Source organism: Nocardiopsis potens DSM 45234, assembly GCF_000341105.1.
Classification (GTDB): domain Bacteria; phylum Actinomycetota; class Actinomycetes; order Streptosporangiales; family Streptosporangiaceae; genus Nocardiopsis_A; species Nocardiopsis_A potens.
On sequence record NZ_ANBB01000054.1, the window covers coordinates 57,741 to 81,934 of the forward strand.

The window sequence follows — 24,194 nt, forward strand, 5'->3', positions numbered from 1 at the left end:
CGGCGACCTCACTGCTATCGGCTGCTCAGGGAACGGGCCGACCGCGGCCGGCGCCGGCCGCGGTCGGCGGGGAACGGCGGGCGGGGCTACCAGCCGCGCCCGGCGTAGCGCTGGGACTCGTCCAGCTCGTCCAGGTTGATGCCGACCATCGCCTCGCCCAGGCCGCGGGAGACCTTGGCGATCACGCCCGGGTCCTGGTAGTGCAGGGTGGCCTGGACGATCGCGTCGGCGCGCTTGGCCGGGTCGCCGGACTTGAAGATGCCCGAGCCGACGAAGACGCTCTCCGCGCCGAGCTGGCGCATCAGGGCCGCGTCGGCCGGGGTGGCCACGCCGCCGGCGGAGAACAGCGGCACCGGGAGCTTGCCCAGCTCGGCGACCTCCTTGACGACCTCGTAGGGCGCGCGCATCTCCTTGGCGGCGCCGAACAGCTCGGCCTCGTCCAGGGTGCCCAGCCGCTTGATCTCGGAGCGGATCGAGCGCATGTGCCGGGTGGCCTCGACGACGTTGCCGGTGCCGGCCTCGCCCTTGGAGCGGATCATCGCCGCGCCCTCGGCGATGCGGCGCAGCGCCTCGCCGATGTTGGTGGCGCCGCAGACGAACGGGACGGTGAACGCCCACTTGTCGATGTGGTGGGCCTCGTCTGCCGGGGTGAGGACCTCCGACTCGTCGATGAAGTCGACCCCGAGCGACTGCAGGACCTGGGCCTCGACGAAGTGGCCGATCCGGGCCTTGGCCATGACGGGGATGGAGACGGCCTCGATGATGCCGTCGATCATGTCGGGGTCGGACATGCGCGCGACCCCGCCGTCCTTGCGGATGTCGGCGGGCACCCGCTCCAGGGCCATGACCGCGACGGCGCCGGCGTCCTCGGCGATCCTGGCCTGCTCCGGGGTGACCACGTCCATGATCACGCCGTTCTTGAGCTGCTCTGCCATCCCGCGCTTCACGCGGGTGGTGCCGACCGTCTTCTCGGCGGTGTTCTCAGCGGTGTTGGCCACGGTGGCGGACTCCATGTTCGAAAGCGCAGGCGGTGTCGGCGCCGTGCGCGGAGGATGCGTGTGCTGGCGGACGCTCGGCGGCGACGCGACGCGCCGTCCGCCTCGGTCCCGGTCACCATGCTAGTTCACGGCAAGAAGCGCGCTTCAGGACATATCGGCACGATCTGCGGCGCTGTTGTGCCACTCTGTCAGGCACGTCACTCCGGCCCCGGAGCGGGGGCGGCCCGGCCCGGGGCCGGGCCGGCTCAGCCCGGGGGGAGCGCCGGGGGCTCGTCGTCCATCTCGAAGAACTCGGGCAGTTCGGCCCGGCCGGCCAGGCGGAACAGCCGGACCAGGCGACCGGAGCGGGCCTGGCGGGTCTGGGCGACCGCGTCGTTGTAGAACCGGCGGGCCAGCAGCACCCGCTTGGCCGCCGCGTCCACCTCCCCGCGCACCCCCGGCTCCAGGTCGGTCCGCTCGACCACCGCGCGCAGCGCCCGGGACAGGTCGCTCTCGGCCAGCTCCCGCTCGGCCCGGATCCGCGCGGACGCACCCCCGGGGCCGGCCGCGCCGTCGGCCCAGGCCCGGTGCGCGGTGCCGGCCGCCTCGGCGAGCAGCACCGCGGAGGCCGGCTCCAGGCCTCCGACCGCGGCCAGCTCGACCACCACCGCCGAGCGCCGGTTCAGCGCGGCCTGCAGCGCGGCGTGCGCGGTCTCCACCCGGGTGTGCAGCCGGTCCAGCCGGCCCGCCCGCCAGGACACGTAGAAGGAGACCATGACCAGCACCGCCAGCAGCGTGCTGGCCGCGGAGACCCATTCCGCCATGGCCTAGTGCGCCCCCTCGCCGCCGACCGTGACCGGCCCGGCCGCCGCCCCCGGCGGCAGCACCGTCTCATAGACCCGGGCCACGTCCTCGGCGACGGTGGACCAGTCGTAGGCGCGCACCGCGCGGCCGGCCGCCGCGGACAGCCCGGACCGCCGCCCCGGGTCGTCCAGCAGGGCCGCGGCCCGCTCGGCCAGCGCATCGGCCCTGCCGACCGGGAACAGCTCGCCGGCCGCGCCCTCGGCGAGCACGCTGCGGAACGCCGGGATGTCGCTGGCCAGCACCGGCGCCCCGGCCGACATCGCCTCGGTGAGCACGATGCCGAAGCTCTCCCCGCCGAGGTTGGGCGCGCAGAACACGTCCACCGACCGGTAGGCGCGCGCCTTGTCCTGCTCGGAGACCCGGCCCAGCGAGACCACCCGGGGGCGCAGCTCCGCGGGCAGCCGGACGGCGGCCGCCTCGGCGTCGCCCGGCCCGGCGAGCAGCAGCCGCAGGCCGGGGCGGTCCGGGGCGAGCCGCGCGAACGCGTCCATCAGCACGGCCAGCCCCTTGCGGGGCTCGTCCAGGCGGCCGAGGAAGCCGATGGCGCCGCCCTCCCCCGGCCAGCCGGGCAGCGGCTCGGCGCCGGCGTAGCGGTGCACCGCCACCCCGTTGGGGATGAGCACCGCGTCGCCGCCGAGGTGCTCCACCAGGGTCCGGCGGGCCGCCTCGGAGACCGCGATCCGGCCGCTGATCTTCTCCAGCGCGGTGCGCAGCGCGGCCGCGGAGGCGGCCATCGCCCTGGACCGCGGGTTGGAGGTGTGGAAGGTCGCCACGATCGGCCCCTCCGCCACCCAGCAGGCCAGCAGGGACAGGCTGGGCGCGGCCGGCTCGTGCACGTGCAGTACGTCGAAGGCGCCGTCGCGGACCCAGCGGCGGACCCTCGCGGCGGCGCGCACCCCGAAGGAGAGCCGGGCCACCGACCCGTTGTAGGGCACCGGGACCGCGCGGCCGGCGGGCACCAGGAAGTCCGGCAGCCCCTCCGCGCCGGTGTCGCACGGCGCCAGGACGGAGACCTGGTGCCCCAGGGAGAGGAGGGCTTCGGCGAGGTCGCCGACGTGCTGCTGGACGCCTCCGGGGACGTCCCAGGTGTAGGGGCAGACAATGCCCACCCGTCGCCCGCCACCACCCTCAAACGGGGCCCTCCGGGCCACAGCCCCCTCTTCCCGTCGCCCGCCACCACCCTCAAACGGGGCCCTCCGGGCCACAGCCCCCTCTTCCCGTCGCCCGCCACCACCCTCAAACGGGGCCCTCCGGGCCACAGCCCCCTCTTCCCGTCGCCCGCCACCCTCGTCGAACGGAGCCCCCCGGGCCACAGCCCTGCGCATCCGCATGCGGATCACCGCCCCTGGCCGACACCACCGCCCGCAGCGGCGTCCACGCTATCGGCCGGCGGCGCCGCCTCCGGGGCGTACGCGCCGGGCGGCGGGGCGGCGAGGTCGGCGGTGAACACCCGCTGCAGCATGTGCCAGTCCTCCGGGTGCTCGGCGATCCGGTCCTGGAAGACGCCGGCCAGGCCCTGGGTCATCGCCCGCACCCGGTCCCGCCGGTCGGCCAGGTCGGGGACCGGGATCTCGTCGTGCACCTCGATGCGGAGCAGCGGGCCGTCGTACCAGAGCGAGACCGGCATCAGCGCGGCGCCGGTCCGCTCGGCCAGCGCGGCGGGGCCGGCCGGCATCCGCGCGGCCTCGCCGAAGAACTCCACGTCCACGCCGCCCGCGGTGAGGTCCCGGTCGGCCAGCAGGCAGACCAGGCGGCCCTCGCGCAGCCGGCGGGCGAGCCGGCCCGCGATGCCGGCCCCGGAGGCGCCCGCGGCGCCCGCCGCGTCCTCGGCCGGGGTGAGCGGCAGCACCTCCATGCCCAGCCCGGTGCGGAAGTCGACGAAGCGGTCGAACACCTCGGGCGGGCGGAGCCGCTCGGCGACGGTGGTCAGCGGGACCCCGCGCAGCGTGATCCAGGCCCCGGCGTGGTCCCAGTTGCCCATGTGCGGCAGGGCCGCGACCACGCCCCGCCCGGAGCGGACGTGCGCTTCGAGGGCCTCCACCCCGGTGGCGCGGGTGCGCGCGTCCAGGGTCGCCGCGTCGATCGCGGGCAGCCGGAACATCTCGTAGTAGTAGCGCAGGTAGGAGCGCATCCCCGCGCGGGAGAGCGCGCGCAGCTGGGGGGCGGTGACACCGGGTCCGGCGACCCGGCGCAGGTTGGCCTCCAGGCGGAGCACGCCGGGGCCCCGGCGGCGCCAGGCGGTGTCCGCCATCGACCGGAACGCGGCCCGCCCCGGCTTCTCCGGGAGCTCGCGCACCAGCCGCCACCCTGCGGCGTAGGCCGCGGCCGCGGTCCTGTCCCCCATCAGCTGTACTCCCTCGACCGGGAGCCCGGCTCGGTGAGCCGGGCACGGGTCTCCAGCATCCGCTGGACGATGGTGACCGCGCTCAGCACGGCCAGCAGCCACAGCCCGGCGGCCTGGGCGTAGGGCACGTCCAGGCCGGCCAGGCCGGTGGAGACCAGGATGACGATGAGCCGCTCGGTGCGCTCGGCCAGGCCCACGTCGCAGTTGACCCCGAGCCCTTCGGCGCGGGCCTTGATGTAGGACACGCCGAACCCGGCGACCAGGCAGAACAGCGCGAGTCCGCCGAGCAGCGGCTCATCGGCGCCGCTGTAGAACCAGATGACCAGGCCGCCCAGTACGGCGGCGTCGGCGACCCGGTCGAGGGTGGAGTCGAGGAAGGCCCCCCATTTGCTCTCGAAGCCGGCGGCGCGGGCCACCGCCCCGTCGAGCATGTCGAACAGCACGAAGACGGTGATCGCGACCGCTCCCGGGAAGAGCTCGCCGCGGGGCAGGAAGTAGAAGGACGAGGCGACCACCCCGAGGGTCCCGACCAGCGTCACCATGTTCGCGGTGACACCGATCCGGGTCAGTCCTCGGCCGATGGGCCGCGTCATCCGGGAGATCGCGGGGCGCAGGATTCTCAGCATGGCTTCTCAAGATCGTAGGGCGTAGGGAACCCGGCGGCGAGCCGCCCCGCCTCAGGGCGCGGACCCCACCGAGCAGGCCGGCGTCCCGCCCGGCATCCGGTGCCGGTTGCGCGCCACCCAGCGGTAGGCGGCGGCGCCGGCACCGCGCAGCACGGGCGCGCGGAGCAGCAGGCCCAGCGGGCGCAGCGCACGGTGCGGGCCGGTGAGCAGCAGGACCGCCACCGCGTCGGAGCCGCCCCAGACCCTGCGGCCGTCGGGGTGGAGCAGCAGGACCTCCCGCTGCGCCCGGCGCTCGGCGGCCGCGGGCAGGCCGGCCCGCTGCCAGGGCACCGCCCGCACCCCGGTGGCCAGCCGCCGCTCGGCCAGCCGGGCGCTGGAGGTGCAGAAGCCGCAGTCGCCGTCGTAGACGAGGACCGGGCCGCGCGGGGCCGGGTGGGTCTCGGTCATCGTGGTGCAGCCTCCGTAGTGCCTCGGTGTCCGGGCGTCAGGGCTCCGGCCAGTGCGCGGTGAGCGCGGCGCGGCTCTGCTCCAGCATCTCCGGGAGCACCTTGGTCTGCCCGATCACCGGCATGTAGTTGGTGTCCCCGCTCCACCGGGGGACGATGTGCTGGTGCAGGTGGGCGGCGATGCCCGCGCCGGCGGCCGAGCCCAGGTTCATGCCGACGTTGTAGCCCTGCGGCCGGTAGGCGGCGCGCATCGCCTCGATGCCCTGCCGGGTGAGCCGGGCGACCTCCGCGGTCTCGTCCTCGTCGAGGTCGGTGTAGCCGGACACGTGGCGGTAGGGGCAGATCAGCAGGTGGCCGCTGTTGTAGGGGTAGCGGTTGAGCACCGCGTAGGCGAGTTCGCCGCGGTGGACGACCAGGCCCTCCTCGTCGGGCAGGCCGGGGGCGCGGCAGAACGGGCAGCCGTCGTCGGCGGCGGGGCCGGTGGGCCTGTCCTCGCCCTTGATGTAGGCCATCCGGTGCGGGGTCCACAGCCGCTGGACCCCGTCGGGGTCGGTCCCGGCCCCGGCCGGGGCGCCCTGCTGCTCTGCACCGCTCATCGCACGCTCGTTTCCAGTCCGGTCGGGCGCCCGGACCGGGCGCCTTTCCCTGTACGGATTCCGTGCCCCAAGCATAGGAGTCCCCGTGCTCCCGCGGAGCACGGGGACCCGGCGGGGTCGGCCCCGGTCAGTCCTTGCCGGTGCCCTCCGCGGCGGCCGCGCCGGGCTCCTCCGCACCGGCCTGCTCCGTCTCGGCGTACCGGTTGGAGAGCTTGACCGGGGCGGACTTCTTCCGCTTGGCGAGGAGGTTGAGCACCTCCACCAGGAGCGAGAAGCCCATGGCGGTGTAGATGTAGCCCTTGGGCACGTGGAAGCCGAGGCCGTCGGCGACCAGGGTGGTGCCGATCAGCAGCAGGAACGCCAGGGCGAGCATCTTGACGGTGGGGTGGGTCTGCACGAACCGGGCCAGCGGACCGGAGGCGACCAGCATCACCACCACGGCGATCACCACCGCGGCGACCATCACCCAGATGCCGCCGGGCTTGTCGCCGATCATGCCGACCGCGGTGATCACCGAGTCCAGGGAGAAGACCAGGTCGAGGGCGACGATCTGGAGCAGCACGGCGCCGAAGGCGGCCCGGACCTTGGATCCGGCGTGGCCCTCCTCGCCCTCCAGGCTCTCGTGGATCTCGAAGGTGGCCTTGCCGATCAGGAAGAGGCCGCCGATGAGCAGGATCAGCGACTGGCCGGAGAAGTCGTGCCCGAAGAGGGTGAACAGCGGCGTGGTCAGCTTCATGATCCAGGTGATCGAGGCGAGCAGCGCCAGCCGGCTGATCAGCGCCAGCCCGATGCCCATCCGCCGGGCCTTGTCCCGCTGGTGGGCGGGGAGCTTGTCGGCGAGGATCGAGATGAAGACCAGGTTGTCGATCCCGAGGACGATCTCCAGCACGGTCAGGGTGAGGAAGCCGATGATGAGGTCGGTTGCCATTAGGGGGACAGCTCCGGTCATGGATTACGGGCACGGGGCGCGGAGAGGCTAGTGGCCCGCGGATAAGCAGCGGATAAATCCGACCCGCCCGACCTGCGCGGCTACCATTCCCACCAGGCGAGAATTCACCCTTTTCTTGCAGGTCGTCCGGTTCGTAGAGTGACCCGGCCCCGGGCGTCCGGGGCCGAGCGGACCGGGAGGGGAGGGGCCATGGCCGCGACCGCACGCGGCGGGAACGACGGGCGCACCACCGACCGGCTGCTCCGCGTCCTGCTGCTCTTCGCCCGCGAGGAGTCGCTGACCGCCGCGCGGATCAGCGAGGCAGCCGGGATACCGCAGAGCACCGTCTACCGGCTGCTGGACCGGCTCACCGCCTCCGGTTTCGTCCGGCGCCGACCGGACGGCTACGCCGCCGGGCCGGTCGCGGTCCAGTTCGCCGAGCGGTACCGCACCGGCGCGCTGGAGCGCACCGCCATCGGCCCGCGGCTGGCCCGGCTCTCCCGGGAGTCCGGCGAGCTCGCCGCCTTCATGGTCCCGGTCGGCACCGAGGCCCTGTGCGTGGACTCCGTCGAGGGGTCCAGGGTGCTGCGCTGCTGCTACACCCGCGGCGCCACCCAGCCCCTGCTGCGCGGCGCCACCGCCCAGGCGCTCCTGGCGCACCTGCCCGAGGCACGGCGCGAGGCGGTCTACTCCGCCTACGGGCTGCCCCCGGGCCGGGTCCGCGAGCTGGAGGCCGAGCACGCCGAGGTGCGCCGGCAGGCCGTGGCGGTCAGCGAGAGCGCCCTGGACCAGGGCGTGTGGGGCGCCAGCTCGCCGGTCCTGGACGCCGGGGGCGCCCTGGTCGGCACCGTCACGCTGATGGCCCCCGCCGCGCACACCGCGCAGCGCCGCCCGCACTACGTCCGCCTCGTCAGGGAGGCGGCCCGCGACCTCAGTGGAGGAACGATTTGATCAGGGTGGATCCCCCCCAGTGGACCGGCCGCGACGACGGCCCCGGCCCCGAGCACCTGCGCTGGCACGGCGCGGTGCGGCCGCTGGCCGGCGCCGCGGAGCCCGGCACCGCGCTCATCGGCTTCGCCAGCGACGAGGGCGTCCGGCGGAACAAGGGGCGCACCGGCGCCGCCGAGGGCCCGGGCGCGCTGCGCCGCGCCCTGGCCCCGCTGGCCCTGCACTCCCCCGCCCCGCTCTACGACGGCGGCGACGTGCGCGTCGACGACGGCGACCTGGAGGCCGGGCAGCGGGCGCTGGGCGAGGCCGTCGCCGGCGCGATGGCCGGCGGCCACTTCCCCGTCGTGCTCGGCGGCGGCCACGAGGTCGCCTACGCCAGCTACCTCGGGCTCGACTCCGGCCTGGGCCCGGACCGGGAGCGCACCCTGGGCGTGCTCAACCTGGACGCCCACTTCGACCTGCGCGAGGAGCCGGTGCCCACCTCCGGCACCGGGTTCCTGCAGATCGCCCGGGACGAGCGGGCCCGGGGCCGGGACTTCCGCTACGCGGCGGTGGGGATCTCCCGGACCGCCAACACCGGCGCGCTCTTCGACCGCGCCGCGGAGCTGGGCGCGGAGTACCTGACCGACGACGAGTGCTCCCCGCTCGCGCTGGAGAAGGTGCTGGACTTCGTCCGCGCCTTCACCGCGTCGGTGGACGACGTCTACCTCACCCTGGACCTGGACGTGCTGCCCGCCTGGGTGGCCCCGGGGGTGAGCGCCCCGGCCGCCCTCGGCGTGGCCCCCGAGGTGGTCCAGGCGGTCGTCGAGACCGTCGCCGCCTCCGGCCGGCTCGCCCTGTTCGACGTGGCCGAGCTCAACCCGTCCCTGGACGCCGACGGCCGCACCGCCCGCGTCGCGGCCCGGATGATCGACCGCGCGGTCACCGGGCGGTGCCCGGCATGAACCTCGAACTCAGCCTGGACCTGGTGCAGAGCTCGGCCCTGGCCGGGGTCCTGCTGCTGCTCGGCGAGGCCGCCCGGCGCCGGATCGGCTTCCTGGAGCGGTTCAGCATCCCCGGCCCGGTGATCGGCGGCTTCGCCTTCGCCCTGATCCTGCTGGCGCTGCGCGAGACCGGTACCGCGACGGTGGAGTTCGACACCTCGCTGCAGGCGCCCGCGATGATCGCGTTCTTCACCACGGTGGGCCTGTCCGGGAGCCTGTCGCTGCTCCGCAAGGGCGGCCGGCTGCTCGTCGTCTACCTGCTGGCCTGCTGGACGCTGGCGGTCGCGCAGAACGCGGTGGGGATCGGCATGGCCGAGCTGCTCGGGGTGGACCCGCTGCTGGGCGTCATGGCCGGCGCGGTGAGCCTGGAGGGCGGGCACGGCGCCGCCGCCGCGTTCGGGCCCACCGCCGAGGGGATGGGCGCCGCCGGCGCGACCGCGGTCGCCGTCGCCTCGGCCACCTTCGGCCTGGTCGCGGGGAGCCTGCTGGGCGGCCCGCTGGCCGGCTGGCTGGTCAAGCGGTACCGGGTGGCGGTCCCCGCCGCGGCCTCCGCCCCGGTCCCGGTCGGCGCGGACGGCGGGAGCCCCTCCGCGGGCGGCTCCGCCGGTGCGGAGGGCTCCGCCGGCGCGGAGAAGGGCCGCTCCCCCGCCGAGGCCGCCGGGTACGCCCAGCTGCTGCCCACCGCCGCGCTGATCGGCGTGATCATGGTCGCCGGGATCGCGCTGGGCAAGTGGTTCAGCGCCGCGACCGGGTTCGTGCTGCCGGACTACGTCGGCGCGATGGCCGTCGCGGTGGTGGTGCGCAACCTCAACGACCGGTTCCGCCTGGTCCGGCTGGACACCGGCGCGATCGAGGTGGTCTCCTCGCTGACCCTGGGCTTCTTCCTGACCATGGCGATGATGAGCCTGAAGATCTGGGAGCTGTACGCGCTGGCGCTGCCGCTGATCGCCATCCTCGCGGTGCAGGTCCTGGTGATCGTGGTGTTCGTGGTGTTCGTGGTCTTCCGGCTGCTGGGCCGGGGCTACGACGCCGCGACCATGGCGGCCGGCATGATCGGCCACGGCCTGGGCGGCACGCCCAACGCCATGGCCAACATGAACGCCTTCAACCAGCGGTTCGGGGTGCGCTCGGAGAAGGCCTTCCTGGTCGTCCCGCTGGCCGGCGCGGTCCTGATCGACCTGGTCGGGCTGCCGTGGATCGTATGGTGCATGAACGCGGTCGCCTAGCGGGGACCCCGCCCCCGCTCCGCCGCGGGCCGGCCCGCGGCCGCTCCCGGAGCGGCGCGGCGCCCCGGAGGCCTGCGGCACCGGAACGCCCCTGCGGCCCCCGCACTCCGCGGCGCGGAGTGCGGGGGCCCGGTTCTTCCCCGGGCCTCCGCCCCCTCCTCGGGGCGGGCCGGGCCCCGGAGCAGGCGGGCGGCGGTGCGGCCCCGGGCTACAGCCCCAGCAGGGTGCGCAGGTGGCGCGGGGCCGGGCAGCCGTGGGAGAGCAGGGCGTCGCCCAGCCGGACCCGCGGCGTGCCGGGGCGGGCGGCGGCCAGGTCGGCGGCGAGCGCGGCGACCTCGGCGTGGCCCACCTGGTAGGTGGCGAGCTGTCCGCTGGTGAGCAGCGCTCGGCGCCACTTGCCGGCCGCCTCGGCCTCCTCGCAGTGGCCGCGCTCCACCAGCAGCCGCATCGCCTCCCCCTCGGTCATGCCGTGCGCGTGCACCCGGACGTCCAGCACCGCGTTGACCGCGGCGCGCAGCCGCATCTTCAGGTTCATCAGCCGGACCTCCCGCTCCTCGCGCTCCGGCAGGCCCCAGCCCTCCTCGGCGAGCAGGGTCTCGGCGTGCAGCGCCCAGCCCTCCACGAACGGGCCGCTGCGCAGCGCCAGGCGGATCCGGGTGCCGCCGCCGGTGCGGCCGGCGGCGTGCGCCAGCTGCAGGGCGTGGCCGGGCAGCGCCTCGTGCGCCATGAACTCGCGCAGCATCGGGACGCTGTACTCCCGGTGGAAGGAGCGCCTGCGCTCCTCCGGCCAGTCGTCCGGCGGCGGCGCGACCGCGACCACGGTCGCCTCGCCGGTGCGCGGGGCCAGCGGGCCGGGCGGGTCGCAGTAGCCGGCCGCGGCGCCGCGCCGCGACTCGGGCATCGGCGCCACCCGCACCGGCAGCTCCGGGACGGTGGCGATGCCGGCCTCGGGGACCCGGGCGCGCAGGTGCTCCAGCGCCTCCTCGCAGACGGCGCGCACGTCGCGGCCGGTGCCGGGGCCGGTGGCGCGCTCCGCCGCGATCCGGTCCAGCACCTCGCGGGCCTGGCCGGGCCGCCGGGGCCGGCCCTCGTGCTCGGCGGCCAGCTCGGCGATCCGCTCCTCCAGCGCGATCAGGTCGCTCTCCGCGCGGACCAGCAGGGTGTCCGGGGTGATCTCGCAGTCCAGCTCGTACCAGAGGCGGGCGGCGTAGCCGCGCTCGCCCAGCCTCGGGTCGGCGTCGGCCGCCTCGGCCCGGTCCGACAGCCACACCGCGTGCCCGAGCAGCGCGGCGGCGGCCTCGTCGCGCGCCGCCTCGACCCGGCCGCGCAGCGCCGGCTCGCGCTCCAGCGGGGCGCCGGGCGCCTCCTCCAGCCGGGCCAGCATCCCGGCCAGCCCGCGGGCGCGGGCGGCGGCGGTCTCCGCGTGCACCCGGGGCATGCCCGGGCCGGAGCCGAGCCGGGCCCGCGCGGTCTCCAGCCGGCCGGGGAGTTCGGCGCAGCGCCCGGCCAGCGCGGTGAGCCGGTCGGCGGGCGGCGTGCCGTCCCGCTCGATGAGCAGGTCGAAGGCCTCGCCGGGGAGCGAGGCCAGCGGGTCCCAGGTGTGCGGGCGCAGCTCGGTGTCGCGCCACAGGTCGGCGCTGACCCGCAGGCGCAGCGTCTCCAGGTCGACCCGGTCGTCCGGCGGCAGCAGGGTGTCGTCGATCTCGTCGAGGGCGCCCAGTGCGTCGGCGAGCAGTCCGGCGCGGGCGGCGTCGGCCTCTTCGGAGCGGTCGGTGAGCCGGTCGGCGAAGCGGGCGTCGCCCAGCTGCGACGCCCACTCCGGGTCGTCCTCCAGCAGGGCGTCGAGGATGCGCTCGCCGACCCGGCGGAAGCGGTCGGTCATCGCGTTGGCGCCGGGCTCGGCCGGGCGCCCGGGGCCGGGTTCGGGATCAGAAGTCATCGTCTGCCATGGTGCCCCCTGCCGGGCGGCGGCGCATCCCCTCCGGTGCGCGATGATCTTGACATTGCGGGGGTATCAGAGCGCTTTGACACCCCCGCAACACCAAGATCATCGGAGGAGGGGGAGGATGCGGATGGCCGTGGGGCGAATCGTGGACCTGAGCCACCCGATCGGGCCGCAGACCCAGGTCTACCCGGGGGACGAGCCGCCGGAGATCTCGCCGGCGTGCGGTCTGGCCGCGGACGGCTACAACTCGGTGCGGGTCCGGATGGGGTCGCACACCGGGACGCACGCCGACGCCCCGTACCACTTCCTGGCGGACGGCCCGCGCCTGGACGAGCTGCCGCTGGAGCTGTTCACCGGCCCGGCGGTGGTGGTGGACGCGACCGGGCTGGGACCGCGCACCGCGATCGGCCCCGAGGCCCTGGAGCCCTGGGCCGACCTGCTGGTCCCCGGCGCCGCGGTGCTGGTGCGCACCGGCTGGGACCGGTACTACGGCACCGAGCGCTACCACGACCACCCCTACCTGGCCGCGGAGACCGCCCGCGCCCTGGTGGAGCGCGGGGTGCGCACGCTGGGCGTGGACACGCTCAGCCCGGACCAGACGCCCTACGGGGGCGTCGAGGCCGACGACTGGTCCGCGCACCACGCGGTGCTCGGCGCCGGCGGGACGATCATCGAGAACCTGTGCCGGCTGGACCGGATCGACTTCGCCGACCCGTGGTTCTGCGCCTTCCCGATCCGGCTCGCCTCCGGCGACGGCGCGCCGGTGCGCGCGGTGGCGCTGGACCGGCGGGACTGACGCGCGGCGGCCCCCGCTCCCGGGGGCGGGGCCGCCGTCAGCGCCAGGAGCCCTGGCCTCCGGTGGAGGTGGGCTGGCCCGCACCGCCGCGGTCGCCGACGGTGATGGCGTGCTCCACCAGGGTGATCAGGGTCGCCTTGGTGGAGGCCCGGTCGCGCGCGTCGACCTGGACGATCGGGATCTCCGGGCTGAGCGTCAGCGCGTCGCGCACCTCCTCGGCGGCGTGCGGGTAGTAGCCGTCGAACCCGTTGATCCCCACCACGAAGGGCAGCCGGGCCTCTTCGAAGTAGTCGATGGCGGGGAAGCAGTCGGCGAGCCGGCGGGTGTCCACCAGCACGACCGCGCCGATGGCGCCCTTGACCAGGTCGTCCCACATGAACCAGAACCGGTGCTGGCCCGGGGTGCCGAACAGGTACAGGATCAGGTCCGAGTCGAGGGAGACGCGGCCGAAGTCCATCGCGACCGTGGTGGTCTGCTTGTCCGGCGTCTTGGCGAGGTCGTCGACACCGACGCTGGCGCTGGTCATCACCGCTTCGGTGGTCAGCGGCACGATCTCCGACACCGAGCCGACGAACGTCGTCTTGCCGACGCCGAAGCCGCCGGCGACGACGATCTTGACCGACGTCATCGCGCTCGCCGCAGCACCGCCCTCCTCGGCCGGGCTAGAGCTTGCGAAGTCCACTGAGCACCCTTTCAAGCAGGTTGGCGTTGGGGCGGCTGTCGGTGTCGAGCGAGGATCGGATCTGCACCAGCCCCTGCTCGGACATGTCGGCCACGAGGACGCGGGCGACACCGAGCGGAATCCGCAGCAGTGCACTGATCTCGGCCACCGAGCGCCATTCCCGGCACAGGTCGCTGATCGCCTGACACTCCGGGGTCAGGGCCCCCATCTCGTTGCGTGCGGTCGCGGTCGCCGAGATCAGCGCCTCCAGCGGGAGCTGGGCCTTCGGCTTGGTCCGCCCCCGCGTCACGGCGTACGGCCGGACCAGCGAGCTGGGGGAGTTGCTCGCCGGGGGCCGGGTCGGTTGGTCGGCTTGTTGCTGGGCGGGGCGTGGGAGCTCCCCGCCGCTCGGGGGCGGGGGCGCCGCCGGCTGCGGGCCGGCCGGACGCTGCCCGAACCACGAGGCGCTCCCGGCATCTCTGCTGTGAGGTGCCACCACTTTCCTCCTGTCGGTGATGGATCAGGTGTGGTGGATCAGTGCATGTCCGATGTCCGCTTTGCGGGCGTGAGCGCCCTTCCTGCCCGTTCGACCAGGAGGGTCATCTCGTAGGCCACCAGACCCAGATCGCACTCGGCCGCGGCGAGCACCGCCAGGCACGACCCGTCGCTGATGGCCATGATGAGCATCAGGCCGCGCTCCATCTCGACGACGGTCTGCGCGACGGCGCCGCCCTCGAAGACCCGGGCCGCCCCCTGGGTGAGGCTGGACAGCCCCGAGGCGATCGCGGCGAGCTGGTCGGCCCGGTCCGCGGGGAAGCCCTCCGACGAAGCGAGCGGCAGGCCGTCCGAGGAGACCACGATCGCGTGCGCGACATCCGGCACTCGGTTGGCAAAGTCAGTGATCAGCCAGTTCAGCTCGTTCACCGGTTGATTCATCGCCTGCGCTCCTGTTCATCCCGGCCCGCGCCCTGGTCGGGGCGTCCGGCGGGCCGGACCTTCGTCGGTAGTGACTTTATGGTGCTGTATGTCGCTAGAAGTGCGGATGATGCTATTTCATCGCGCTTTCCTGTTGTCCGGCGCCCCTGGCGGTTCACCGGGCGCGGGCGCCGTGCCGACGCGGGCATGAACTCTACCGCTCCTCCGGGTACCGGTCCTCGCCGCCGCCCTCCCGGCTGAAGTCGCCGGTCTGGTTGCGGCCCTCCCGGACGCCCCGCTGGAAGCCGGAGAACCGGTTGCGTACCCGGTCGGCCGAGCGGCTCGGCATCTGCCGGAAGTTCTCCGGCTGCGGTGCGGTGCCCGGAACAAGGTTTGCCTTAGGGACACGTTTTGGCAACCCCGACTCGGTCAGCCCCCCGGCGATCGGCTCGGCCGCGCTGCGCGCCGCCTTCCAGCCGCGGTCGGAATCGGAGCGCCAGCCGTCCTCGCTCCGCCCGTTCCGGGCCTCCCCGTTCTGCTGCGGGGCGGCCGGGGGCTGCGAGGCGCCCTCCTGGGACCGCGGAGCCTCCGCCGGGGCGGCGGGGGCCGCCGGCGGGGCCTGCGGGGCGGCGGGGGCGGGAGCGGGCGCCGGGTCGGTCGGGATCGGCCCGGTCTCCGGGCCCGAGGTGCGCCGCTTGAACCAGTTGGACTCGATCGCGTCGAAGATCGGCAGCGCCTCCGAGCCGGACTCCGGCGACGGCGGGACCACCGTGTTCTGCCCGGGGGCCTGGCCCCGGCCGTAGCGGCGGGACAGGTAGGCCGTCGAGCCGTAGCCCTCGCGGGGCTCGGGCTCCGCAGGCCGCTGCTCGGCGGTCCCGGACGGCTCCTGCCACCACTGGCCGGTCCGGGGGGCCGCCGGCGGCTCCTCGCGCGGGGCCTCCGGCTCGGAGGCCCGCTCCTGCGGCCAGGCTCCGGCCGCGGGGGCCGGGGAGTCGTCCCGGGCGCCGCCGGCGGAGCGGTCCTCTGCACCGGTGCCGTCCGCGCCGAGGAACCCGTTGGCGAAGCCGTTCGACTCGTGGGCGGCGGGACCGTCGGCCCGGTCGGCCGGGCGGAGGGCGTCCGCGTCGCTCCATGCGGAGGAGGCGGAACCGCTCCCGGCGAAGGAACCGGAACCGCTCCCCGCGAAGGGGTCGGCCGCGGGCTCCGGAGCGCTCTCCGGGACCGCCGGGAAGGAGCCGGTCTGCCGCGGCTCGAACAGCGACCCGGCGGAGCGGCTGACCTGCTGGTCCGGGGCGGCCGGGCGGTTCGGCGCGGCCGGCGGCTCGGGGGCCGGGGAGGCCGGGGGCTCCGGGGCGGGCCGCTCGGGGAGCGGGCGGTCGCTCCAGCCCGCGGCCTGCCACAGGTCCTCCCCGCTCGGCGGGTGCTCGGAGCCCCCGCCGCCCTGGTCGGACCGGTGGCTGCCGGGCTGGCGCTTGGGCAGCTGCTCGCCGGGGTAGGCGCCGGCGTCCGCCCCGGGGGAGCCCGCGTCGGCGGCGTAGGAGCCGCGGCCCCAGCCGTCGTCCGGCTCGCTCGGCGCGGGGGAGGCGGCGAAGGCCTCCTGCGCCTGGGCGTAGGTGTCCGGCACGCCCCCCGCCTCCAGGGCGCGGGACGGCTCGACCGGGGTGATCAGCAGGTCGGCCGGGAGGTCGGCGACGGCGGTGACGCCGCCGCCGTTGCGGGCCTCGGCCAGGTGCACCCGGATGCCGTGCCGGGCGGCCAGCCGGCTGACCACGAACAGGCCCATCCGGCGGGAGACCGCGACGTCGATCACGGGCGGCTCGGCGAGGCGGCGGTTGACCGCGTCGATCTCCTCCGGCGGCATGCCGATGCCGGAGTCGGTGACCTCCACCCGGGCGCCGCCGTCGTCGCCGACCCGGGCGGTGACCGACACGTGCGAGTCGTGCGAGGAGAACGCGGTGGCGTTCTCCACCAGCTCGGCGACGAGGTGGATGACGTCGTTGACCGGGCGGCCCAGCACCGACACGTCCGAGGGGGCGCGGACGTTGACCCGCTCGTACTGCTCGACCTCGGAGACCGCGCCGCGCAGCACGTCGACCAGCGGGACCGGCTGGGCCCACTTGCGGGTGTTGTCCTGGCCGGAGAGGACCAGCAGGTTCTCCGCGTTGCGCCGCATGCGGGTGGCCAGGTGGTCGAGCTGGAACAGGTCGGAGAGGCGCTCGGAGTCCTGCTCGCTCTGCTCCAGGCCGTCGATGAGCCGCAGCTGCCGCTCGACCAGGGTCTGGCTGCGCCGGGACAGGTTGACGAACATCGCGTTGACGTTGGAGCGCAGCGCGGCCTCCTCCGAGGCCAGCCGCATCGCGACCCGGTGGACCTGGTCGAAGGAGGTCGCGACCTCGCTGATCTCGTCCCGGGTGCCCACGTCGATCGGGACGACCTCCACCTGGTCGGGCGTGGTGGTGGTGTCCTTCATCCGGCTGATGGAGTCGGGCAGGTCCCGGTCGGCGACGCGGAGCGCGCCCTCGCGCAGGCGGCGCAGCGGGCGCAGCAGCGAGCGGATCACCATGCTGGTGACCACGAAGGTCGCGATGATCACCAGGAGCACCACGACCGAGTCGAGCACCGCGGCCAGCAGGGCGTCCTTGCGCAGCTGGTCGGCCTCGTCGGCGACCATGCCCGCGACCTTGGAGTCGGCCTCGTGCGCCAGCCCCAGCGAGGCCTCGGCGACCTTGGTGTAGCCGGCGGCGGTGTCGATCCCCTTGGCGCCGGCCAGCCGGGTCTCGTTGTCGGCGCGCATCAGCACCCGCTGGCGCACCGTGGTCATCTGGCTGACCTCGAGCCCGGTGAACGTCGACTCGTAGGTCTGCCGCTGCTCGGCGGTGGCGCTCGAGGTGAAGTTCTGCACCTCGTTCTCGTAGCGCGAGCGGGTGTTCTGGATGGCCTCCTGGACACCGCCGGACATCGAGTCGCGGGTCAGCACGTGCATCATCAGCGCCGACTCGAAGGAGAGGTGCTCGCGCGCCTTGTTGAGCGAGCTGAGCGCGCGGACGCTCTCCTGCAGCTCGGCGTTGTCGGTGCCCTCGCCGATGGTCGCGCCGAACTCGTTGAGGGTGTTGACCACCTGGCGGTACTTGGTGGCGGCGGGCAGCACGGTCAGCGCGGTGCCGGTCACCTCGTCACGGATGCCGTCCAGGCCGTCCAGCGAGGAGACCATCCGCTTGCGGCGCTCCTCGGAGGTGCCGCCGCCCAGGTCGCCGAGCTCGGCGAGGCGGTTGTCGACCTCGGACTGCGCGCGCTTGGTGGCCTTGATCTGGTCTTCCAGGCCCACCAGGAGGTCGGGGTCGCGGTCCTCGGGGTTGCGGGCGTCGGCGATGTAGAGCGCCGCCGCCTGGCGCTCCTTGCCGAGCTCATAGGTGAGGTCGACGATGTCCTGGCCCAGGATCGCCATGTTCTGGATGTGGTCGTGGGTGACGGCCTCGCCGATGTTGCTGCCCACCCGCAGGCCGCCCAGCACGAGGGCGGCGACCGTGGGGATGGCGATCAGCGCGAACAGCCGGGAGCGCACCCGCCAGTTCCGCGGTGACCACCGCCGGCGCCGCCCCTGCCCGCTGTCCTCCAGGGGCTCCTTCTGCGGGGCGTCGGCCTTGCTTCTCGCCGCACGTGTCGACACGGACCCTCGCAACCTTTCGTTCACCGCCTCGTGTGAATGGACGCTGCCCTCATGTGTGACGGCCGGCGGCCGCTGGTACGGAGGCGCCGATGGGACCGCGGGCCGATCGGACACGACTGGGCGCGCATGGCGGTACGTGGGGCTGCCGCAGCGGGCCCGCCTCATGAGGGGAAGAGGCGTCGCGCGCCAAAACCTGAAATGGCGCACTTGGAGAGCACAGACTACCAATTCGGCCCCGGACGTCACCTCCCCCGCCTCCGGCACCGCCCCCGCGCGCGCAGGGGATTTCGATTCGGTCCGTCGGACACCCCCATACCGGACATGACGACTTCCCTGGCCACACGGGCGATTCCGGCACGACCGATCCTTCCGATAACTTTTCGAACACACCCGCAGATACCTGTGAACCGGTGACAGGGACGTGACAATGTGTCATCTGAGGCACGTGTTCCCTGGGGGTGTGTCAGTGGTTCCGCGCGAAGTCAGGTCGGATCGTCTCGTCCCGCGCAGGTTCGCCGCCCTACTGGGGCCGGTCCTGGCCGCCGGAGTGTGCGCCGGGGCCGCACCGCCGCACGGCGCCGCCGCGGACCCCGCCTCGGACCCCGCCGCGCTCCAGGTCCGCCTCGCCGAGCTCCGCACCGAGGTCGACGCCCTGTACGAGGAGGGCGAGCAGGCGGTCGCCGACTACTTCGCCGAGGCCGAGCGGCTGGAGGAGGCCGAGGACGCCTACCGGGCGGCGCGGCGCGCCGCCGACCGGGCCGCCGACCGGCACGGCGAGGTCCGCCGGGCCGCCGCCGGCCAGGCCGCCGCGGCCTACATGGGCGTGGACACCGGGCCGATGGTCGCCTGGACCGACGCCCGCGGCCCGCAGGAGGCGCTGGACCGCAGCTCCTTCCTGACCCTGCTCTCCGAGCATCGCCGGGGCGCCCTGGACCGCGCCGAGGCGGCCGCCTCGGCCACCGGCACCCTGAACGGGTACGCCGAGGACGCCCTCACCGAGCAGCAGGACGCGACCGCCGCCGCACGCCGGGCCAAGGAGGACGCCGCGACGGCACTGGACTCCCGGCGCGATGAGCTGTCCGCCCTGATCGCCGAGCAGTCCGAGCTGGACGCCGCAATGCACGGCTCCGGCGGAGGCGCCTCGGGCGGCACGGGTGCGGGCGGCGCGGGCGAAGCCGGAGCAAGCGGCAGCGGTGCGGAGCAGGGCGGCGGATCCGCCGACGGCCCGAAGGACGGCGGCCAGGACGACGCCCCGCACACCCACCCCGAGGGCTCCGGCCCTGAGCAGTCCGAGCCCCCCGTCCCCGGCGGCTCCGGAACCGGGGCCTCCCCCGGCGAGCACCCCCCGACCACGGACGACGGGACCGGCGGGACCAACGAGAGCGGCGAGAGCGGCGGAACCGGAACCCCGGGGGGCGCCGGCGACGGCACCCCCGGCGGGGGCTCTGACGGGGGCTCCGCCGGAGACTCCGGCGCGGACCCCGGGACCCCGTCCGAGCCCCCCGCCGCGACTCCGCCCGTGCCCTGGTCCGGGGACGGCCCCTGCTCCGCCGCCCCGCCCGCCGGGCAGCGGTCCAACGGCCGCATCCCCGCCTCGGAGCTGTGCCCGCTCGCCCAGCCCGGGGAGGCGCTGCGCGCCGACGCCGCCGCCGCGTTCGACCGCCTGGACACCGCCTACCGGGAGCGGTTCGGCCGCCCGATGTGCGTGACCGACTCCTACCGGCCGCTCGACGAGCAGGTCCGGCTCTTCACCGAGATGGAGCCCGGCATGGCCGCCGACCCCGGCACCAGCACCCACGGCCTGGGCCTCGCGGTCGACCTGTGCGGCGGCGTCGAGCGAGAGGACTCCGCCGAGCACCGCTGGATGCTGGCCGCCGCCGGGGAGCACGGCTGGCACAACCCGCCCTGGGCCCGCGACGGCTTCGAGCCCTGGCACTGGGAGTTCCGCCCCGGCAGCGGATGACCACCGCCCCGCGCCGCCCCGGAGCCGGCCTCGGGGCACCCTGGAGCGGACCTGCGCTGCGCCCCCGCTCAGGCGGAGCGCTCGACCACGCAGAAGGGGTGCCCCGCCGGATCGGTGAAGACCCGCCAGGTGTCCCCGCCCGGCTGCCGCTCCGGCTCGGCCGCCCCCAGTTCCAGCAGCAGGGCCCTCGCCTCCTCCAAGTCGTCGACGTCGAAGTCGAAGTGGGCCTGCTGCGGCACGGTCTGCTCCGGCCAGTCCGGCGCCCGGTAGCCCTCGACCCGCTGGAAGCCGATGAAGAGCCCGTCTTCGCGGACCAGGCCGGCGAAGTCCGCGTTCGACCGGGGATGCGGTTCCATCCCGGTGGCGCGCCGGTAGAACTCGGCCAGTGCCTCGGGGTCGGCGCAGTCGAGGGTGATCGCGGACAGCCTCATCCGAGCCGCCATGACGCCTCCATCACAGTCGTACGGCGGCCCCGGCACGGGCGGATCCGGGCGGATCCGCCCCTCCCCCGGGACCGATGCCGCCCTCGGAAGGCGGGCGACCGGACGAGCGTACTCGGCACCGCAGATCCCCCACCGCCCCGGCCCCGGAATCGGAGAGGGCCACTCGAAGCGAAGGCGATCCTCCGAGCGCGGCCCCTCGTGAAGCGGGTGTTCGAACCGGCGGCAACGGCGAAGGTGGAACGTGGCCGGGCGCGGCGCCCCGCAGGGCCGGGGTTCAGGCCGGCGGCGACAGCGGGGAGGGGGCCCGCCGGCCGGTCGGTCGGGCGCGGCACCCCGCAGAGCAAGGGTCAAGACGGGCGGCGACGGCGTAGGCAGGGGCGGGGTGCAGGTGGTCGCCCGGGCGTCGGGCCCCACGGGGCGGGGGTTCAAGCGGGCAGCGAAGGCGGCGGTGGGCACCGGCTGGTCGGTCGGGTGCGGCAGAGCGGGTGGGGGCGGCAGTGGTGGGGCAGGGGGCGGGTTCGCCGTGCCCGCGTCGCCCGGGCGGCGTGGCCGGCCGCCCTTGAAACCACTGCACTTCTCTGACCTGGACGAATACGCAGGGTGATGGTTGGGTGGGGCGCCCTGCGCACCGCGAGAGCACCTCGGTGATTCCCGGGCGCGCATCCCGGGCCGGATCGGCCCCCGGGAGGCCCGAATGGCCCCGGTCAGGCCGGTGATCGGGGGTTCGAGCCGCCCGCAAGGCCGCAAACTAGGGGGCCGGAACCCGGGAAGGGTGGGCGCAGGGGTGAGATGTCGTATTCGTCCCCTCGGTTGGCCACTCTGGGTAACCAGAGAGGGGGCAGTGGGGCCCTCGAGGTTCACTACTCGCTGGTAGATGTAATCGGGGTGCTGCGGAGGTGCGCAGGGCACCCCCGCCCCCACTCAATCCCCGCCGCAAACCGGGCATATAGGGATAAGGCCCCCTGGCGGGCGCGGGCCGGCCCGCGCCGCCGGGGCGCCGCCTCCCCTCGCCGGGAGCACGCGCGCCGGGCCCGGCCGGTGAACGCGGCGCCCGGCCCGCCCCCGCCCTCGCCGCCGGCCTGAACCCCGACCCCGTGGGGCCCGGTACCCGGGCGACCACCTCCGCCCCGCCCCTACCTCCGCCGTCGCCGCCCGTCTTGACCTTCGCCTCGCGGGGTGCCGCGCCGGACCGACCGGCCGGCACGCCCTCCTGCCTTCGCCGCCTGCCTGAACCTCCGCCCCGTGGGGCGCCGCACCGGACCGACCAGCCGGTCCCCACCGCCGCCTTCGCCGCCCGCTTGAACCCCGACCCCGCGAGACGCCGCACTCGGGTGACCGGCTGCGCCCTGCCCTTACCGCTGCCGTCGCCGCCCGCTTGAACCCCCGCCCCGCGAGACGCCGCGCCCGGGCGACCACCCGCACCCCGCCCCTACCCCCGCCGTCGCCGCCCGTCTTGACCTTCGCTCCGCGAGGCGCCGCACCCGGGTGAGGTGCCCGGCACCGGCCCTACCTGCACCGTCGCCGCCCGGCTGAACCGCAGCCCCGTGAGGCACCGCGCCCGACCGAGCGGCCGGTCCCGCTCCTGGCCTTGCGGCCGGTTCGGATCCCGGCCCCGTGGGGTGTCGTGCCTGAGGGCGGGTCAGGCTTCGGCGCCGACGCGGATTTCGAATTCGCCGAGGGGGCCGGCGTCCACGAAGAGTTCTTCGCCGGGTTCCAGTAGGCGGGTGGTGGCCGGGAGTGCGGCGGAGAGGGGCTCGCCGGGGTCCGCCCAGGAGCCGTCCGCGGGGAGTTCGGCGGTGGCCAGTACGGTCCCGTCCGCTTCGGCGGTGACCCGGACCGGGCCGGGTCCCTGCTCGTCCGGGGTGACCACGGCCGGGCCGGTGCTGAGCCGGACGGGGGTGCCGTCCGGGGTGCACCACAGGCAGGCCGCGGTGCGGCCGAGCAGCCGGCCGGAGGCGCCGTGCAGCTCCGCCGCGCCCACCGAGGCGGTCAGCCCCTCGGCTCCGGGCGGCAACGGCGCGCCGTCGTCGGTGCCGTGCACCAGCTCCGGCGCGATCCGCGCCGGGCCGCCGCCCAGGGAGGCGGGCACCGGCCGGTCCGGCCGGACCGGGACGCACAGCCGGGTCTCGAACTCGACGATGATCTCCAGCGGGGCGTCCAGCGCCTCGGCGTGCGCGGCCGCCAGCCCCGCGGCGTCGGCGTCGAGCAGTTCGGCCAGGCCGGTGCCGCCCGGGTGGCCGTAGACGCACCCGTCGTCGATCACCCCGGCCCGCTCGGTGCCCCCGCTCGGCGACAGGTACGTGACCCAGCGCATTCCCGCTCTCCCCCCGGTCGTCGCTCCTCGGCGGCCCGCTGCGGCGGGCCCACCGACGAACCTACAGCTCGTCCGGGCTTACAGCTCGTCCGGGCCTGTGCCCGGGCTTACAGCTCGCCCGGGGAGGACGAGGAGGGGGCCGGGGCCGGGTCCGGGGGATCGGTGAGGGGGGAGTGCTCGCGGCCGGTGCCGGCGCACATCCGGCACTGCTCATCCACTCGGGCCCACTCGATGGCCCCGTTGCCGTCGACGCCGGGGCGCTGCGGGGACCAGCGCCCCGTTCCGGAGCAGAACCGGCAGGGCAGGTCGTCCCGCTCGCACCAGCGGCAGCGGTCGACGGCGCAGTGGGGCCTGAGGCCCTCCCCCGGCGACCCCCCGGGCCCGCTCGGCATAAGCACGTCCCCCCGCAGGAAAGTCCGTCGTCTCGCCGCCCGGCGCGAGGCACGGCGGTGCGGCGCGGGCGGAAGCGTGCCCAGCGTTGCACACGCTGTGACCGGGAGTCCAGAGGTACCGGGGCCGTTTCCGGCCGCCGTCAACCCGACGCGCGGACCACCAGCCGGGTTTCCAGGACGACGCCCTCCGGGGCGGCCCGCGACAGGGCCCGGTCGGCGAGGAGCCGGGCCATCTCCCCGCCCATCCGCTCGGTCGGCTGGTGCACCGTGGTCAGCGGCGGGTCGGCGCCGGCGGCGAGGTCCGCGTCGTCGTAGCCGACCACCGCCACGTCCTCGGGGACCCGCCGCCCCGCCTCGCGCAGCACCCGCAGCGCGGCCAGCGCCATGTCGTCCGAGGCGGCGAAGACCGCGTCCAGGTCGGGGGCGGACTCCAGCAGCCCGCGCATGGCCCGCTCGCCCCCTTCGCGGCTGAAGTCGGCCCGCGCCACCAGCGCCGGGTCGGCCTCCAGGCCCGCCTCCTCCAGCGCCCGCCGGTAGCCCTCCAGCCGGTCCTGGCCGGCGGGCATGTCCGCCGGGCCGGCGACGGTGGCGATCCGCCGCCGCCCGGTCCCGGCCAGCCGGCGCACCGCCAGCTCGGCGCCGCCGACGTTGTCGATGTCGACGTAGTGCACCGCGCCCGCGCCCGGGTGCGCCGGGCGGCCGCCCAGCACGAACGGGATCCCCGCGGCGGTGAGCCGCCCGGGCAGCGGGTCGTCGGCGTGCAGCGAGACCAGCAGCACCCCGTCCACGTGCCCGCCGACCAGGTAGTCGCCGAGCCGCTCGTGGTCGGCCGCGGTGCGCGCGGTGGCCAGCAGCAGCTGCAGGCCGCGCTCGGCGAGCACCCCGGCGACCCCGCGCACGATCCCGGCGAAGAACGGCTGGGCGAACAGCCGCTCCTCCGACTCCGACACCACCAGCGCCACCATGTCGGTGCGCCGGGTGACCAGGGTGCGGGCCGCCCGGTTGGGCACGTAGCCCAGCTCCTCGATGGCGCTCTGCACCGCCTGCCGGGTCCGTTCGCTGACCCGCTCGGAGCCGTTGATCACCCGGGACACCGTGCCCCGGCCGACCCCGGCGTGCCGGGCCACCGCCTCCAGGGTCGGCCTGCGCTCCCCGTCCAT

At 75.5% G+C, this 24,194-nt stretch carries 22 protein-coding genes; 5 read left to right on the plus strand and 17 right to left on the minus strand.

Translation table 11 applies throughout. From position 1 onward, the window contains the following. Nucleotides 1-86 precede the first annotated feature (86 nt). The 8 genes from pdxS to D459_RS0121960 all read right to left on the minus strand — a co-directional run bounded on the left by pdxS (nt 87) and on the right by D459_RS0121960 (nt 6,781). Nucleotides 87-1,013, minus strand: coding sequence for a pyridoxal 5'-phosphate synthase lyase subunit PdxS (gene pdxS / locus D459_RS0121925; RefSeq protein WP_017595157.1), 927 nt, complete (start codon nt 1,011-1,013; stop codon nt 87-89). A gap of 230 nt (nt 1,014-1,243) precedes the next feature. Next, on the minus strand, nt 1,244-1,801 hold the full coding sequence (locus D459_RS0121930) for a LemA family protein (protein WP_017595158.1): 558 nt from the start codon (nt 1,799-1,801) through the stop codon (nt 1,244-1,246). Between the two features lie 3 nt (nt 1,802-1,804). Next, the gene (locus tag D459_RS0121935) at nt 1,805-2,950 is read right to left on the minus strand and encodes a glycosyltransferase (RefSeq protein WP_017595159.1); all 1,146 of its coding nucleotides are present in this window, start codon (nt 2,948-2,950) and stop codon (nt 1,805-1,807) included. Between the two features lie 227 nt (nt 2,951-3,177). Then, complete coding sequence (locus tag D459_RS0121940) at nt 3,178-4,185, minus strand: phosphatidylinositol mannoside acyltransferase (RefSeq protein WP_017595160.1); 1,008 nt, start codon at nt 4,183-4,185, stop codon at nt 3,178-3,180. Further along, a complete protein-coding gene (pgsA, locus tag D459_RS0121945) occupies nt 4,185-4,811 on the minus strand; it encodes a phosphatidylinositol phosphate synthase (RefSeq protein WP_017595161.1) in 627 nt (208 codons plus the stop codon). The genes D459_RS0121940 and pgsA overlap by 1 nt, the downstream gene beginning before the upstream one ends. Before the next feature lie 51 nt (nt 4,812-4,862). Beyond that, complete coding sequence (locus D459_RS0121950) at nt 4,863-5,258, minus strand: thiol-disulfide oxidoreductase DCC family protein (RefSeq protein WP_017595162.1); 396 nt, start codon at nt 5,256-5,258, stop codon at nt 4,863-4,865. A gap of 37 nt (nt 5,259-5,295) precedes the next feature. Beyond that, nucleotides 5,296-5,853 (minus strand): HIT family protein, encoded by a 558-nt coding sequence (locus D459_RS0121955; RefSeq protein ID WP_017595163.1) that lies wholly within the window; start codon nt 5,851-5,853, stop codon nt 5,296-5,298. Between the two features lie 127 nt (nt 5,854-5,980). Then, nucleotides 5,981-6,781 carry a TerC family protein gene (locus D459_RS0121960; protein WP_017595164.1) on the minus strand — a complete coding sequence of 267 codons (801 nt, stop codon included), beginning with the start codon at nt 6,779-6,781 and terminating at the stop codon, nt 5,981-5,983. Nucleotides 6,782-6,991: 210 nt separating this feature from the next. Here D459_RS0121960 and D459_RS32385 point away from each other — a divergent pair, with 210 nt between their 5' ends. The 3 genes from D459_RS32385 to D459_RS0121975 are packed head-to-tail and all read left to right on the plus strand — an operon-like array spanning nt 6,992 to nt 9,938. After that, the gene (locus D459_RS32385) at nt 6,992-7,732 is read left to right on the plus strand and encodes an IclR family transcriptional regulator (RefSeq protein ID WP_017595165.1); all 741 of its coding nucleotides are present in this window, start codon (nt 6,992-6,994) and stop codon (nt 7,730-7,732) included. 5 nt (nt 7,733-7,737) lie between these two features. Further along, the gene (gene hutG / locus D459_RS0121970; RefSeq protein WP_241485096.1) at nt 7,738-8,673 is read left to right on the plus strand and encodes a formimidoylglutamase; all 936 of its coding nucleotides are present in this window, start codon (nt 7,738-7,740) and stop codon (nt 8,671-8,673) included. Beyond that, nucleotides 8,670-9,938, plus strand: a complete 1,269-nt coding sequence (locus D459_RS0121975; protein WP_040710792.1) for a sodium/glutamate symporter — start codon at nt 8,670-8,672, stop codon at nt 9,936-9,938. The genes hutG and D459_RS0121975 overlap by 4 nt, the downstream gene beginning before the upstream one ends. Before the next feature lie 208 nt (nt 9,939-10,146). Here D459_RS0121975 and D459_RS0121980 read toward each other — a convergent pair whose 3' ends face one another. Further along, nucleotides 10,147-11,820, minus strand: a complete 1,674-nt coding sequence (locus D459_RS0121980) for a DUF885 domain-containing protein (RefSeq protein ID WP_017595168.1) — start codon at nt 11,818-11,820, stop codon at nt 10,147-10,149. Nucleotides 11,821-12,004: 184 nt separating this feature from the next. Between D459_RS0121980 and D459_RS0121985 the strand changes: the two genes are divergently transcribed. After that, nucleotides 12,005-12,679: a cyclase family protein gene (locus tag D459_RS0121985; RefSeq protein WP_017595169.1), complete on the plus strand. Its 675-nt coding sequence runs from the start codon at nt 12,005-12,007 to the stop codon at nt 12,677-12,679. A gap of 37 nt (nt 12,680-12,716) precedes the next feature. Here D459_RS0121985 and D459_RS0121990 read toward each other — a convergent pair whose 3' ends face one another. The 4 genes from D459_RS0121990 to D459_RS0122005 form a co-directional block, all read right to left on the minus strand. Next, on the minus strand, nt 12,717-13,307 hold the full coding sequence (locus D459_RS0121990) for a GTP-binding protein (RefSeq protein WP_017595170.1): 591 nt from the start codon (nt 13,305-13,307) through the stop codon (nt 12,717-12,719). 34 nt (nt 13,308-13,341) lie between these two features. Further along, the gene (locus D459_RS37585; RefSeq protein ID WP_017595171.1) at nt 13,342-13,836 is read right to left on the minus strand and encodes a DUF742 domain-containing protein; all 495 of its coding nucleotides are present in this window, start codon (nt 13,834-13,836) and stop codon (nt 13,342-13,344) included. Nucleotides 13,837-13,874: 38 nt separating this feature from the next. Beyond that, nucleotides 13,875-14,276, minus strand: coding sequence for a roadblock/LC7 domain-containing protein (locus D459_RS0122000; protein WP_026120647.1), 402 nt, complete (start codon nt 14,274-14,276; stop codon nt 13,875-13,877). Nucleotides 14,277-14,469: 193 nt separating this feature from the next. Beyond that, nucleotides 14,470-17,922, minus strand: a complete 3,453-nt coding sequence (locus tag D459_RS0122005; RefSeq protein WP_026120648.1) for a sensor histidine kinase — start codon at nt 17,920-17,922, stop codon at nt 14,470-14,472. Between the two features lie 460 nt (nt 17,923-18,382). Here D459_RS0122005 and D459_RS37055 point away from each other — a divergent pair, with 460 nt between their 5' ends. After that, nucleotides 18,383-19,885 (plus strand): M15 family metallopeptidase, encoded by a 1,503-nt coding sequence (locus D459_RS37055; RefSeq protein ID WP_241485098.1) that lies wholly within the window; start codon nt 18,383-18,385, stop codon nt 19,883-19,885. Between the two features lie 68 nt (nt 19,886-19,953). Here D459_RS37055 and D459_RS0122015 read toward each other — a convergent pair whose 3' ends face one another. From D459_RS0122015 to D459_RS0122030, 4 genes are all read right to left on the minus strand, one after another. After that, entirely contained in the window at nt 19,954-20,328 is a 375-nt protein-coding gene (locus D459_RS0122015) for a VOC family protein (RefSeq protein ID WP_040710780.1), read from the minus strand. Nucleotides 20,329-21,967: 1,639 nt separating this feature from the next. Continuing rightward, nucleotides 21,968-22,642 carry a hypothetical protein gene (locus D459_RS0122020; protein WP_017595175.1) on the minus strand — a complete coding sequence of 225 codons (675 nt, stop codon included), beginning with the start codon at nt 22,640-22,642 and terminating at the stop codon, nt 21,968-21,970. A 107-nt stretch (nt 22,643-22,749) separates the two neighbouring features. Then, complete coding sequence (locus D459_RS0122025; protein WP_026120650.1) at nt 22,750-23,034, minus strand: hypothetical protein; 285 nt, start codon at nt 23,032-23,034, stop codon at nt 22,750-22,752. 140 nt (nt 23,035-23,174) lie between these two features. Further along, nucleotides 23,175-24,194 (minus strand): LacI family DNA-binding transcriptional regulator, encoded by a 1,020-nt coding sequence (locus tag D459_RS0122030; RefSeq protein ID WP_017595177.1) that lies wholly within the window; start codon nt 24,192-24,194, stop codon nt 23,175-23,177.